11 protein-coding genes are annotated in these 13,226 nt (G+C 69.4%); 8 read left to right on the forward strand and 3 right to left on the reverse strand.

Going from position 1 to position 13,226, the window contains the following annotated elements; all coding sequences use genetic code 11:
- Positions 1-21: 21 nt before the first annotated feature.
- On the forward strand, positions 22-1,629 hold the full coding sequence (locus IE307_RS07845) for a PucR family transcriptional regulator (RefSeq protein WP_191297127.1): 1,608 nt from the start codon (positions 22-24) through the stop codon (positions 1,627-1,629).
- Positions 1,630-1,721: 92 nt separating this feature from the next.
- A complete protein-coding gene (locus IE307_RS07850; protein WP_191297129.1) occupies positions 1,722-2,708 on the forward strand; it encodes a hypothetical protein in 987 nt (328 codons plus the stop codon).
- Positions 2,709-2,722: 14 nt separating this feature from the next.
- On the opposite strand, the gene IE307_RS07855 is transcribed toward IE307_RS07850, so the two are convergent.
- Complete coding sequence (locus IE307_RS07855; protein ID WP_191297131.1) at positions 2,723-3,598, reverse strand: LysR family transcriptional regulator; 876 nt, start codon at positions 3,596-3,598, stop codon at positions 2,723-2,725.
- 69 nt (positions 3,599-3,667) lie between these two features.
- Here IE307_RS07855 and IE307_RS07860 point away from each other — a divergent pair, with 69 nt between their 5' ends.
- On the forward strand, positions 3,668-4,258 hold the full coding sequence (locus IE307_RS07860; RefSeq protein WP_191297133.1) for a short chain dehydrogenase: 591 nt from the start codon (positions 3,668-3,670) through the stop codon (positions 4,256-4,258).
- Here the strand turns inward: IE307_RS07860 and IE307_RS07865 are convergent.
- Entirely contained in the window at positions 4,246-4,827 is a 582-nt protein-coding gene (locus IE307_RS07865; RefSeq protein ID WP_191297135.1) for a TetR/AcrR family transcriptional regulator, read from the reverse strand. The genes IE307_RS07860 and IE307_RS07865 overlap by 13 nt on opposite strands.
- A 103-nt stretch (positions 4,828-4,930) precedes the next feature.
- On the opposite strand from IE307_RS07865, the gene IE307_RS07870 reads away from it, so the two are divergent.
- The 5 genes from IE307_RS07870 (at position 4,931) to IE307_RS07890 (ending at position 12,135) form a co-directional block, all read left to right on the forward strand.
- Complete coding sequence (locus IE307_RS07870; RefSeq protein ID WP_191297589.1) at positions 4,931-6,454, forward strand: MFS transporter; 1,524 nt, start codon at positions 4,931-4,933, stop codon at positions 6,452-6,454.
- Positions 6,455-6,468: 14 nt separating this feature from the next.
- Positions 6,469-6,954 (forward strand): universal stress protein, encoded by a 486-nt coding sequence (locus IE307_RS07875; protein ID WP_191297137.1) that lies wholly within the window; start codon positions 6,469-6,471, stop codon positions 6,952-6,954.
- Between the two features lie 240 nt (positions 6,955-7,194).
- A complete protein-coding gene (locus IE307_RS07880; RefSeq protein WP_191297139.1) occupies positions 7,195-9,324 on the forward strand; it encodes a DUF8189 domain-containing protein in 2,130 nt (709 codons plus the stop codon).
- 83 nt (positions 9,325-9,407) lie between these two features.
- Positions 9,408-11,657, forward strand: a complete 2,250-nt coding sequence (locus tag IE307_RS07885; RefSeq protein WP_229904504.1) for a glycoside hydrolase family 95 protein — start codon at positions 9,408-9,410, stop codon at positions 11,655-11,657.
- 40 nt (positions 11,658-11,697) lie between these two features.
- On the forward strand, positions 11,698-12,135 hold the full coding sequence (locus IE307_RS07890) for a hypothetical protein (protein WP_191297143.1): 438 nt from the start codon (positions 11,698-11,700) through the stop codon (positions 12,133-12,135).
- Here IE307_RS07890 and IE307_RS07895 read toward each other — a convergent pair.
- A complete protein-coding gene (locus IE307_RS07895) occupies positions 12,132-13,139 on the reverse strand; it encodes a LacI family DNA-binding transcriptional regulator (RefSeq protein WP_229904505.1) in 1,008 nt (335 codons plus the stop codon). The genes IE307_RS07890 and IE307_RS07895 overlap by 4 nt on opposite strands.
- Positions 13,140-13,226 lie beyond the last annotated feature (87 nt).

Below are 13,226 nucleotides of genomic sequence, written 5' to 3' on the forward strand. Positions count from 1 at the left end.
GACAGTTGGCAAGGTGGGAGCATGAGTCCGCGTACAGGCCTCACCCGCGTGCTGGACGACCTGGGCACCACGCTGATCGACCTCGTGCGTGGTGACCCGGGCCGGTCCGCGGACGTCGGCGGTGTCGTGATCCACGACCCGGACGACGACCAGGTGCTGCCTCCGTCCGCCCTCGTGCTGGGCGTCGGCGTGCGGAACCCGGCGGAGATCCTCGACGCGCTCGGCAAGGAGGGCGCGGTCGCGCTCGTCGTGCGCGGCCCGGTCGTGGTCACAGACAAGCTGGCCGCGGCCGTGGACCGGTCCGGCGTGGCGTTGCTCGGCCTGGCGCCCGGCGCGTCGTGGACGCAGCTCGCCGCGATGCTCCGCTCCCTGCTCGCCGAGGGCGAGGTAGACCCGTCGGAGACCCTCGGCGGTGTGCCGGCCGGCGACCTGTTCGCGCTGGCCAACGCGGTGGCGTCGCTGATCAGCGCCCCGGTGACGATCGAGGACCGCAGCTCGCGCGTGCTCGCGTTCTCGGGGCGCCAGGACGAGGCGGACCCGTCGCGCGTCGAGACGATCCTGGGCAGGCAGGTCCCGGCGCGTTTTTCGCAGCTGCTGGAGGCGCGAGGGGTGTTCCAGCAGCTCTACCGCAGCGACGAGCCCGTCGCCATCGAGGCGCTGTCCGCCGACGACGGGGAGTTCCGCGTGCCCCGGGTCGCCGTGGCGGTGCGGGCGGGCGACGAGTTCCTGGGCTCGATCTGGGCGGCCGTCCGCTCGCCGCTGTCCCCGGACAGCTCCGCCGCCTTCCGCGACGCGGCCAAGCTGGTGGCGTTGCACATGATGCGGCAACGCGCGGGCGCCGACGTCGAACGGCGGCTGCGCGCGGACCTGGTCTCGACCGCCGTCGAGGGAGGCGCGGGCGCGGCGGAGGCGGTGCGGCGCCTGGGTTTGGCCGACCAGGCGTGCGTCGTGCTGGCGCTGGCGCTGGCCCACTCGCACGGCGACGACCCGGCCGCACACGCCCGCCTGCTGGCCGAACGCCAGCAGGTCGCCGACGCGTTCGCCATGCACCTCACGGCCGTGCACCCGCGCGCCGCCGCCGCGTTGATCGGGGACGTCGCTTACGCGATCCTGCCCGCCGAGTCCGAGGACAGGGCGATGCGGATCGCCACGGACTTCCGCAGCCGCATCGGCAACTCAGTGCTGGTCGGCGTCGGCGAGGTCTCCGACGGCCTCACGCTGTCGCGCTCGCGGGTCGGTGCAGACCTGGTGCTGCGGGTGCTGCGGGCCGGGCGGGCGTCCAAGCCGGTGGCGCGGGTGTCCGACGTGCACAGCGAAGGGTTGTTGCTGGAGCTGTCGGACCTGATCGCCGAGCGCGGTGACACGCTGACCGGGCCCGTCGCACGCCTGATCGCGTACGACCGCAAGCACAACGCCTGTCTGGTCGAGACGCTCGGCGCGTGGCTCGACGCCTTCGGTGACGTCGCTGCCGCGTCCACGGCCGTTTTCGTGCACCCCAACACCTTCCGGTACCGGCTGCGGCGGCTCTCGGAGGTCGGGGAGATCGACCTCAGCGATCCGAACGCGCGGTTCGCGGCGATGCTGCAGCTGCGGTTGTGGCGGCCAGATGGTTCTGTGCCAGGGCGATGAACAGCTCAGCTGATGCGGTGATCTGTGCCGTAACGAACCTCGCACCGGCAACGACATGGCGATGACCAGTCGAACCGAAGATTGCGATATCGATGACGACAGCCGTCAGTCTTTTCGAAGGATCTATCTTCAATGCAACATCACTTGCAGTAGCCCTCTTCGGCTTTATCGCAGGAACATTCGGGGCACGCTGGGCGCGACGAGCTCTGCACCCCTTGAACAAAGCTCTGACGTTCAAACTCCGGTCTGTCGCCTCGATCTTGTCGAGTGCATCGCGCGGAGTGACAGGAATTGCAGTCACGCGCAATGGGGTAGAACTCGAAAATCCGCACCTGGCAACCATCGAGATCGAAAACTCGGGAAGTCATGCGATCACCAGCGGCCAGTACGACCAAGACCGCCCCATAACCATAAATCTTGGAGCGGCGGTAATCGAGGTGTTCAAGGCGTCGTACGCACGCGGGACTGCGAGCATCCCGTTCAAGCACTCCGCCAACGGCAACCAGATCCATCTCGGCCCGGACGTGCTCCCCAAGAAAGCCGTTCTGACCCTTCAGATCCTCACCAGCGGCAAACCCGTTCTGGGCCCGATCAGCGAGCACCTCGGCGACGTCAAGATCATCTCCTTGACCGAGAACCAACTCGCCACCGCACCAAGGAGGAACTCGAAACGCAGCATCTGGTACACAGCCTTGGCGATAGTGCTCGCAGCAGCCCTGGGCATATGGATCGCAAGTGTATTTTCGACCGGGACGCAGGGTCCGCCGTCCATCTCGATCTCCTCGACACCCCGGGGAGACAAGGACGAGGTTCCTGAAGGCAGCGCCATGAAGATCACCGGAATCGGATTCCTCAGAAACGAGAGCCTCTCCTTCATCGTCTTCGACGGAGAGGATGCTCTCCTCGAAGGACACGGCTTCATCTCTGATTTACGTGGAACGTTCAGCTGGGGAATCACTGCCCCGCAGAGCGAGGAGATCAACGCCGCCGGACCGACGAAAGCCAGATCGATGAGCCTGAGGATCATCCGATCCGATGGAAGCACCATTGCCGCGCCGTTCACGCTACTGGGCAGCTGACCCGCTCCGCCTGGTCACCCGCCTGTGATCGTGCGGACTCCAGTGGCCAGATGGTTCTGTGCCAGGGCGATGAACGCCCCGGTCGACGGGTGCGCCGCCGCGGCCGGCCACGCCAGGTGCACCGCGACGGGATCGGCGTCGGTCAGCGGCAGGTAGGTGATGCCGGGCTGCGGGTGGTGGTGGTGGCGGGTGCCGGCCGCCGTGACGCCGACCGTCGCCCCGGTCGCGATGGACGTCAGCCACTCGACCACGCCGGGCACGTCCACGGTCCGCGGCCGCGCGCCGGCGGGCCAGAGGTCGGCGCTGGTCGTCGCCGCCGTCTCGCACACCGCGACGCACTCGCCCACGAGGTCGTCGAGCACCAGGGCGTCGCGGGAGGCGAGAGGGTGGTCGTCGGCGACCGCCGCGATGCGCGGTTCCTCGATCAACGTCACGTGGTCCAGGCCGGGCTGCACGGGCTCGGTGCGCAGGACGGCGACGTCCGCCTCGCCGCGCCACAACGCCGCCTCGGGGTCGTCGGCCTGGCGGATGCGCACGAGGACGTCCGGGTGCTCGGCACGCCATTCCCGCAGGAAGGGGATGGTGAACCGGCCGAGGGCGGCCCAGGCGAAGGTCAGCCGGATCGGCTGCGGCTGGGACGCCTCGGCCAGGGCCGAGTCGAGCGAGGTCAGGATGCGGTGGCTGTGCTCCCAGAGGCGGCGGCCGGGGTCGGTCAGGGCGACGTGCCGGGTCGTGCGTTCGACCAGTCGGACGCCCAGACGCCGTTCCAGTTGCTCCAGCGTGCGGGAGAGCGCGGGCTGCGTGACGTGCAGCGCCTGGGCGGCCGCGGTGATCGACCGGTGGTCGCCGATCGCGGCGAGCGCACGGAGGTGGCGCAGCTCGACATTCATGACCACCGATCATAAGTGCTGCACGAACGGCATTTCACTTGTGCTCGGAGCGTCCCTAGCGTCGACGGCATGAGGATTCTGCTCGTAGGAGCCACCGGTCTGCTCGGCACCGCCGTCCACGAGGCGCTGGCCGAACGCGAGCACGACGTCGTGACCGTCTCGCGCACCGGAGGCGACCTGCAGTTCGACGTGACCGACCCGGCGCAGGTGGCGCAGCTGTACCAGACCGTCGGCCAGGTGGACGCCGTCGCGTCGGCCGCGGGGCCCGTGCCGTTCAAGCCGCTGCGCGACCTGACCCACGACGACTACCAGGCCGGACTGACCGGGAAGGTCCTGTCCCAGGTCTCCCTGGTGCGCGAAGGGCTCACGCACGTGACGGAGTCGTTCACGCTGATCACGGGCGTGCTGGCGCGCGAACCGATCGTCACGGGCGCCGCCGCGTCCCTGGTCAACGGCGCGGTGGAGGCGTTCGTGCGCGCCGCCGCCATCGAGATCGCACCACAGCGCATCAACGCCGTGTCCCCGACCGTGTTCACCGAGGCGCTCGACACCTACGGCGACTACTTCCCCGGCATGAAGCCCGTGCCGCTGGCCGAGGTGGCGCGGGCGTACGTCCGGTCGATCGAGGGGCGGCAGACCGGGCAGGTCTACGTGCCCTGAACCCGCACCCGGCTCAGCAGTCGGTCGACCAGGTCGGGCAGCTGCTGCTCCCCCGCCCCTTCGAGCCACAGCCCGATGCCGGTGCGGATCGTGGTGAGGAAGGTCGCCGCCATCAGGCGGGCGACCTCCTCGTCCGGCTCGCGCAGGACCAGCACGGCGGTCAGGTCACGTTCCAGCGCGACCTGGGCGCCCGCCTGGTGCGCGAGCAGCGACGGGTGCCTGCGCAGCAGCCGCAGCTGGGCCATCCACTCGACGTCCGGCAGCGGCCGGACCCGGTACAGCTCGGCGGTGGACGCGCGCAGCGCAGGCCAGGCCTCCTCGTCCGCGGGCCGGGCCTCGACGAGCGAGACCAGCGCCCTGATCCGCTCGCGGTCGGCGTCGAGAACCGCGTCCTCCTTGCTCGTGAAGTAGTTGGAGAACGTCCTGCGGGACACCCCCGCCTCGTCCGCGATGTCCTCGACCGTCACCCCGTCGAGCCCGTGTTCCATGGCGAGCCGCAGCGCCGCTGCGGCGAGCGACCGCCTGGTCACGGCCTTCTTCTGCTCGCGCAGCGTGGTGAGGGTCTCCATGCGGATCAGCGTAGCGGGTGTAAGTTGCTCATTGCGCAAATTTGCACAACGCGCAAGAATTAGGGTGACGAAGGGGCGGGACGTGAAGATCGAGACTCAGGCGATGGGGCACCGCCAGGTGCTGGAATCGCTGTCCGGACTGCTGCTCGCGCTGTTCGTGGCCATGGTCAGCTCCACGGTGGTCTCCACCGCGCTGCCGCGGATCATCGGCTCGCTGAACGGCACGCAGACGCAGTACACCTGGGTGGTCACGGCCACCCTGCTCACGGCGACGGCAACGACCCCGATCTGGGGCAAGCTCGCCGACCTGTTCAACAAGAAGACGCTGGTCCAGGTCGCGATCGTGATCTTCGTGGTCGGCTCGCTGCTCGCGGGCTTCGCCCAGGACACCGGACAGCTCATCGCCGCCCGCGCGTTCCAGGGCCTCGGCGTCGGCGGTCTGCAGGCGCTGGTGCAGGTCGTGATCGCCGCGATCATCCCGCCGCGGGAGCGCGGCCGCTACAACGGCTACCTCGGCGCGGTCATGGCCGTGGCGACGGTCGGCGGCCCGCTGCTCGGCGGCCTCATCGTCGACGTGTCGTGGCTCGGCTGGCGCTGGTGCTTCTGGGTCGCCGTGCCGATCGCCGCGCTGGCGTTCGCCGTGCTGCAGGCGACGCTGAAGCTCGAGACCATGCGCCGCGAGAACGTGAAGATCGACTACCTCGGCGCGACGCTGATCGCCGCCGGCGTGAGCGTGCTGCTGGTCTGGGTCTCGTTCGTCGGCAACTCGTTCGACTGGCTGTCGTGGGAGACCGCGGCAATGGTCGGCGCCGGTGTCGTGCTGCTCGGCGCCGCGATCGCCGTCGAGCTCCGCGTGAAGGAACCGGTCGTGCCGCTGCACATCGTCGTCCAGCGCACTCCCGCCCTCGCCATCATCGCGAGCCTCGCGGTCGGCATGGCCATGTTCGGCGGCGCGGTGTTCCTCGGCCAGTACTTCCAGATCGGCCGCGGCTACTCGCCGACCGAGGCGGGCCTGCTGACCATCCCGCTGATGGCGGGCGTGCTGGTGTCGTCCACGATCTCGGGCCGCATGATCAGCCGCAGCGGCAAGATCAAGCCGTACATCGTCGCGGGCACGTTCACCCTGGTGGCGGGCTTCCTCGGCCTGGGCTTCGTCGACCACGCCACCGCGCTGTGGATCGTCGGCGTCGCAATGGCCGTCGTGGGCGTCGGCGTCGGCATGACGATGCAGAACCTCGTGCTCGCCGTGCAGAACAGCGTGCCCCTGAGCGAACTGGGCGCCGCCAGCGCGACCGTCACGTTCTTCCGCTCGCTGGGCGGCACGATCGGCGTCTCGGTGCTCGGCGCCGTGCTCGCCAACCGCGTCACGGCCGACCTCTCCGCCGCGCTGCACGTGCCGGCGGGCCAGTCGACCGGCAGCACCAGCGCGTTGAACCTGCAGGCCCTGCCGCCCCAGGTCCAGACGATCGTGCACACCGTCTACGGCGACGCGACGGCGCACATCTTCCTGATCTCGGCCGCCGTGGGCGTGATCGGCATCATCGCTGCACTGCTGCTCAAGCCGATCACGTTGCGCACGACGATCGATCTCGAGAAGAAGGAAGCAGACTCAGCGGTCGCGCGATAGATCGAGGGGGAACCATGAGCGCCGGCCTCAACAACGCCTTCCAGTCCACGGTGGACAGCTTCGGTCCCGCTCCCCGTCCGTCGTCGAGGACGATCATGGTCGGCGTCGACGGCTCCGACACCGCGATGCGCGCGGCGGCCTCCGCGTTCGGCCTGGCCCGCCGCCAGGGAGCACGGCTGGTCGTCACGTTCGTGGCGTGCCACTCGTCCCTGGCGGCGCTGAGCCCGGCCGTGGCGTCGGTGTTCGAGCACGAGGCGACGGCCTGCCTGTACGCCGAGCTGAGCGACCAGGTCCGGACGTTCGCGGAGGAGCTCGACGTGCCGGTGACGTTCTTGAAGGCGTTCGGCGATCCCGTGACGGTGCTGCGCGACTCGGCCGACCAGTGCCAGGCCGACATGGTGGTCGTCGGGGCCTCGCAGCAGGCGGGCCACCGGTTCGCCGGGTCGGTGGCGACCCGGCTCATCAGGACGGGTCGCTGGCCGGTGCTCGTCGTGCCCTGACCACCACACCTCGGACCACATGATGCCCGTGCTCGAACGTCGAGTGCGGGCATCACTGCGTCTACCAGTAGGTTCACATCCGCGGACAAGAGCGTCTCAACTTGTCTCGTTGTCATAGGTCGGAGCACTGCTACGGTACGACCGGGCGCAAGGATTTCTAAACTTAATTTAGTATTTATTCTTGACGCGCTCGGGTGTGCGAAGCATGCTTCAGCCACTCGACGACGAGAGGTACGGGGAATGCCGAGAACCCTGCTGACCGTGGCCACCATCGCCTTGACCTTGCTGGCGCCCACCGCCGCAGCTGCCGCACCGTCCGCACCGCCGGTGGAACACGCGGGTGCCGACCAAGGCGCGCCCACCTACTACGACTCAGGCATCGCGCGCACCCCGTACATGGGGTGGAACTCCTACTTCGCCGTGGGCGCGGCGTCGGAGGAGAAGGTGCTCGGGGTCGCCGACCACCTCGTCAGCAGCGGCCTCGCGAAGGCCGGCTACGACATCGTGTGGATCGACGGCGGGTGGAACGCGAGCCCGCCGCGCGACGGCAAGGGCTCGCTCGTGCCCGACCCCGCGCGGTTCCCCTCCGGGTTCACGAAGCTCGTGAACACGTTGCACGCCAAGGGCTTGAGGGCGGGCATCTACACCGACGCGGGCGCGTGGGACGGCAAGAACTGCGCCGCCGGCAGCGGTGGCGGCTACTACGAGGCGGACGCGAAGCAGTTCGCCGGGTGGCAGTTCGACGCCATCAAGATCGACTTCCTGTGCGGGATCGCGCAGAACATGGACCCGGCCGTCGCCTTCACGCAGTTCTCCGCGGCGGTGCGCAAGGCCGGGCGCAAGATGATCCTCAACCTCTGCAACCCGGTCACCGACGAGTGGGGCGTGCCGCACCGCTGGGACCAGACCGCGTACGTGGCCTACACCTACGGCCCGCGCGTCGGCGACTCGTGGCGCACCTCGACCGACGTCGCGTTCGGCACGCCGTACGAGGGCATCTGGCGCGACGTGCTGCGCAACATGGACCGCAACCTCTACCGGCCCGGCGCGCAGGGTCCCGGTCACTACAACGACCCGGACTACCTGATCCCGATGCGCAAGACCGAGCAGGGCACCTACGAGCTCAACGAGGAGGAGTCGACCTCGCAGCTCGTCATGTGGTCGGTCATGGCCTCCCCGCTGATCATCGGGTCGGACCCGCGCACGCTGCCGCCGTCGATGATCGAGACTCTGAAGAACCCCGAGATCATCGCGGTCGACCAGGACCCGCTCGCCATCCAGGGCGTCCGGGTCGCCGGCTCGGACAACGTCGACGTCTACAGCAAGGTGTTGTCCGGCAAGGGCGAGCGGGCCGTCGCCGTGCTCAACCGCAACGACGTGCCCACCGAGTTCACGATCAACCTCGCCGACACCGGCCTCAGGGGCACTATCGCCGTCCGCGACCTGCGCGCCCGCGCCGACCGCGGCACCGCCACCGGTTCCCACACCGTCACGGTTCCCGCGCACGGCACCGCGTTTCTCAAGCTGCGCGGCGAGACGGCCGTCCCCGGCACCGACCTCGGTGGCGAGACCTCGGCCAGCCCGGCCCTGATCCGCTGGGACGACAGGACGATGGCCACCTTCGCCCGCGACAAGTCCGGCCGCCTCACCCAGCGCTCGATGGTCGGCGGCGAGTGGCGCAACTGGGTCGTGCTCGGCGGCCCGCGCGGTGGCCAGGTCCTCGGCCAGCCGTCGGCGTTCGCGAGCCCGAACGGCCGCATCGACCTCTTCGTCCGCGGCACGGACAACGTGGCCTACCAACGGACCTACTCCAACGGCCGCTGGGGCGGCTGGACCTCGCTCGGCGGCTCGCTGACCGACTCCGTGTCGGTGGCGTTCACCGGCCCGGACGACTGGAGCCTGTTCGGCCGCGGCGCCGACGGCCGCGTCTGGACGCGCGACAAGAGCAACAGCACCTGGACCTCCGTCGGCTCACCCGGCAACCAGCAGATCTACGGCAGGCCCTCCGCCGCGACGGTCGCGTCCGGCACGTTCGTCACGGTCCGGCTGCAGGACGACTCCGCCTGGTACCGCAAGCGCACCGCGAACGGCTGGTCCGCCTGGACCTCGCTGGGCGGCGTGATCAGCGGCAGCCCGACCGCCGTCGCCAACGGCGACCGGGTCAACGTGTTCGTGCGCGGCAGCGACTACACGCTGTGGCAGCAGGACCTCGTCGACGGCGCGGGCACCTGGTGGACCAAGCGCGACCAGTTCGTCAGCAACGCGCTCACCGGTGCGGTGGGCGGGGCGGCGGGTGCCGGTGGCTCGACCTGGGTCGCCGTGCGCGGGCCGGACAACGCCGTGCACGTGTCCAGCCTGACGGCCCCCTGACCACACGAATTTCCAGTAGGAGCAACACGATGACGACTCGTCGCGCCTTCTTGAAGGCCTCTGGAGCGTTAGGCTTGGGCGCCATGGTCCTGCCCACGTTCGCCGCGCACGCCGAACCCCAGCGACCCACGTCCACCCCGCTCAACCCCAAGCCGACGACCCTCTGGTACCCCGCTCCCGCCGACGAGGCGAAGATCATCGAGCAGGGTCTGCCCATCGGCAACGGCCGCCTCGGCGCGCTCGTCGGGGGCGGCGTCGAGAAGGACTTCCTGTACCTGACCGACGTCACCCTCTGGACCGGTGAGCTGAACGACGCCCTGGAAGGCGACGGCCAGCTGCCGTACGACCCGACGCACTTCGGCTCGTTCTCCCTGCTCGCCAAGCTCTACGTCGAGGTGCCGGGCCACGCGGGCGCGACGAACTACCGCCGCGAGCTCGACCTGAGCAACGGCCTGGTCACCACGAGGTACACCCACGGCGGCAAGCAGTACCGCCGGGAGATCTACTCGAGCCACCCCGACGACGTCGTGATCGTGCGGCTCGTCGGCCCGAACCAGTCCGGCACCATCACGCTCACAGGCGCGCACGGCGAGCCGACGGTGGGCGACGCGCCGCACACCGCGGCCGTGTTCACCGGCTCGTTGCCGAACAAGCTGGCGTACAGCGGTGTCGTCACGGCGTTCAGTCCGGATGGAACGGTCCAAGTGGACGGTGCGAACGTGAAGTTCGCCGGCTGTTCGGACCTCGTCATCGTGTTCTCCGGCGGCACGAACTACGTCCCGGACGCTTCGACAGGCTTCATGAACCCAGAAGCAGAGCCCGCGAAGCTCGCACTGCAGAAGGCGAACGTGCGTGCCAAGGCGGACGCCCTGCTGCGCACGCACGTCGCCGACTACCGCAAGAAGTACGACCGGCAGAAGGTCGACCTCGGCCGATCCACCGACGCCCAGCGCGCGATGGACACGTGGACCCGCCTCCAGGCGAGGGCCGCCAACCCGACGCCCGATCCGGAGCTGGAGGCGAGCTACCTGCAGTTCGGCCGGTACCTCGCCATCACGGGCTCGCGCGACAACCTGCCGATCAACCTGCAGGGCCTGTGGCTGTCGAACAACAACCCCGACTGGTACAGCGACTACCACACCGACATCAACATCCAGATGAACTACTGGCTCGCGGACAGGGCGGCGCTGTCGGACACGTTCGACGCGCTCGCCAACTACTGCGTGGCGCAGCTGCCGGCGTGGACGAACACGACGCAGGCGGTGTACCAGGACCCGCGCAACCGGTTCCGCAACACGAACGACAGGGTGGCGGGGTGGGCGGTCGCCTTCTCCACCAACATCTACGGCGGCAGCGGCTGGTGGTGGCACCCCGGCGGCAACGCGTGGCTGTGCATGTCGCTCTTCGAGCACTACGAGTACACGCTCGACCGCGACTACCTCGCGAAGATCTACCCGTTGCTCAAGGGCGCCTGCGAGTTCTGGGAGGCGCGGCTGGTCGAGACGCCTCAGGGCCTGGTCGACGACCACGACTGGTCGCCGGAGCACGGGCCGCAGGACACCCGCGGCAACACCTACAACCAGGAACTGGTGCACCACCTGTTCGGCAAGTACCGGATCGCGACGGACGTGCTGCGCCGCGACCAGTCCTACGGCCGCAAGATGTCGGCCCTGCGGGAGAAGCTGTACCTGCCGGTCGTCAGCCCGAAGACCGGCATGCTGCAGGAGTGGATGTCGCCCGACGACCTCGGCGAGACCACCCACCGGCACCTGTCGCCGCTCGTCGGCTTCTTCCCCGGTGACCGCGTCAACCGCGACGACTCCCCCGCCGCAGTGGTCGAGGGTGTGAAGCAGCACCTGATCACGCGCGGCATGGAGAGCTTCGGCTGGGGCCTCGCGTGGCGTGCGGCGTGCTGGGCGAGGCTGAAGGACGCCGACAGGTCGTACGAATTGATCCAGAAGGTCATCCGGCCGTCGATCGACCACGCGAACGGCACGGCGCCGAACTTCTTCGACATGTACAGCTTCGGCGACCGGTCGATCTTCCAGATCGACGCGAACCTGGGCGCTCCGGCCGCGATGCTCGAGATGCTGCTGTACGCGCGGCCGGGGGTGATCGAGCTGCTGCCCGCGCTGCCCCCGGCGTGGAAGACCGGCTCGGTCACCGGGATCGGCGCCCGCGGCGGGTTCACCGTCGACCTGGCGTGGAAGGACGGCGAGGTCACCAGCGCGACCGTCCGCAGCGTCGGCGGCACGGAGACCGAGGTGCGTTTCGGCCGCTGGAAGAAGCGGATCAAGTTGCGCAAGGGGCAGTCGGTGACACTGCGGGCGTGACGCGGCCCGTTCGTGGTCACCGGCGTTCTAAGATCGGCTGGTGACCACGAACCCCGCCGAAGTCACCCTGACGAGCCGGAGCGCCGCACGGGTCCAGCGCGTCCTGTCGGCGATCTCGATCGCCGCGGTCCTGGCGGGCGGCGTCGCGATCGCGCTCTCCGGCCTGCGGTGGTGGGCGATCATGTTGTGGGAGCTGGGGCTCCTGCTGGTGCTGTTCGTCCTCGCGGCGCTCTGGTCCTCCGTGAGCAGCGAGGAGCAGAAGACCGCCGCGTTGCGCGCCAAGGGGATCGCCGCGGTCGCGCAAGTTCTCGACAGCACCAGGGAGGACGACGGCGAGACCGTCACCCACGTGTTGACGCTCTGGATCCCGTCAGGCGGCGGTTTCGAGGTGCACCACCGTTGCGGTCACCACGACGGCGAACGGCATCTCGAAGTACTCGTCGACCCCGAAACGCACACGTGGGCCGTCGTGCACTAAAGCGCGGCCGTCGAGTCCCTGACCACCAACGTCGTCGCCAGTTCGATGTGCAACGCCTCGGGCCGATGCCCGTCCAGCACCCGCATCAGCTGCGTGACGGCGATGCTCCCCATCTCCTGCAACGGTTGCCGCACGGTCGTCAGCCGCGGGTTCGTCGCCTCCGCCAGGTCGATGTCGTCGAACCCGGCCACCGACAGGTCCTCCGGCACGCGCAGGCCCCGTTCCCGCGCCGCCTGCAAGGTGCCCACGGCGACCTTGTCGTTGAAGCACACGATCGCGGAAGGCCGGGGTTCCGACGACAGAAGCTCCGCCGCCGCACGCGCGCCGTGCGCGACGGTGGGTTCGACGTGGCGCAGGCGATCCGGCGTGAGCAGCACCCCCGCCTGGGCCAGGGACGCGCGGTGGCCGGCCAGGCGGGCGTCACCGGCGAGCCACTCCTCCGGCCCGGCGATCACCGCGATGTCGCGGTGCCCGAGCTCGATCAGGTGGTCCGCCACCGCACGCGCTCCCGCGAAGTGCGCGGCGGACACGGAGGCGATGTCGGGCAACGGCAGGACACGCGGGTCGACCACGACGAACGGATACCCCGCCTGGGACAACGCGACCAGCTCGCCGCCCTCCTCCGGCGGCAGGATGAGGATCGCCCCGTCGACGTCGGCCTGGTCCGCCAGACCGCGCAGGGCGGCGCTGTGCTGACCCGACTCCCCCGCGTCCAGCAGCATGCGCAGGCCGTGCAGCTTCAGCGCCTCCGCGATCGAGGAGACGATCACGCCGAAGTAGTCGGTGAGGACGTACGGGCAGCGGACGTAGACCGTGCGCGTCCTTGACGCGGCCACGTCCTGCCTGCGCCGCTCGACGGCCTGAAGGACCAGGTCGCGGGTCCGCTGGGCGACGTTGACGTGGTCGTTGAGCACGCGGGAGACGGTCGCGATCGAGACACCGGTCTCCGCCGCGATGTCCCGCAGGCTCGCGCGTTGTTTCACGTTCTCGATCTTGCGTTCCACCTGGTCAATGTACCGGAAATCCTCCAGACCATTGACCGCCGACACGGCCGGGTGTTTCATCCTGAAAGCTGACGTTTCACAGTGATG

Origin of the sequence: Lentzea cavernae (assembly GCF_014653695.1) — a bacterium.
In the GTDB taxonomy this organism is placed as follows: Bacteria; Actinomycetota; Actinomycetes; order Mycobacteriales; family Pseudonocardiaceae; genus Lentzea; species Lentzea cavernae.

Coding starts and splice junctions, on each gene's coding strand:
- IE307_RS07880 (WP_191297139.1), top strand. CDS start 7,195: ATGCCGAGAACCCTGCTGACCGTGGCCACCATCGCCTTGACCTTGCTG.
- IE307_RS07870 (WP_191297589.1), top strand. CDS start 4,931: ATGGGGCACCGCCAGGTGCTGGAATCGCTGTCCGGACTGCTGCTCGCG.
- IE307_RS07850 (WP_191297129.1), top strand. CDS start 1,722: ATGACGACAGCCGTCAGTCTTTTCGAAGGATCTATCTTCAATGCAACA.
- IE307_RS07865 (WP_191297135.1), bottom strand. CDS start 4,827: ATGGAGACCCTCACCACGCTGCGCGAGCAGAAGAAGGCCGTGACCAGG.
- IE307_RS07855 (WP_191297131.1), bottom strand. CDS start 3,598: ATGAATGTCGAGCTGCGCCACCTCCGTGCGCTCGCCGCGATCGGCGAC.
- IE307_RS07860 (WP_191297133.1), top strand. CDS start 3,668: ATGAGGATTCTGCTCGTAGGAGCCACCGGTCTGCTCGGCACCGCCGTC.
- IE307_RS07885 (WP_229904504.1), top strand. CDS start 9,408: ATGGTCCTGCCCACGTTCGCCGCGCACGCCGAACCCCAGCGACCCACG.
- IE307_RS07875 (WP_191297137.1), top strand. CDS start 6,469: ATGAGCGCCGGCCTCAACAACGCCTTCCAGTCCACGGTGGACAGCTTC.
- IE307_RS07845 (WP_191297127.1), top strand. CDS start 22: ATGAGTCCGCGTACAGGCCTCACCCGCGTGCTGGACGACCTGGGCACC.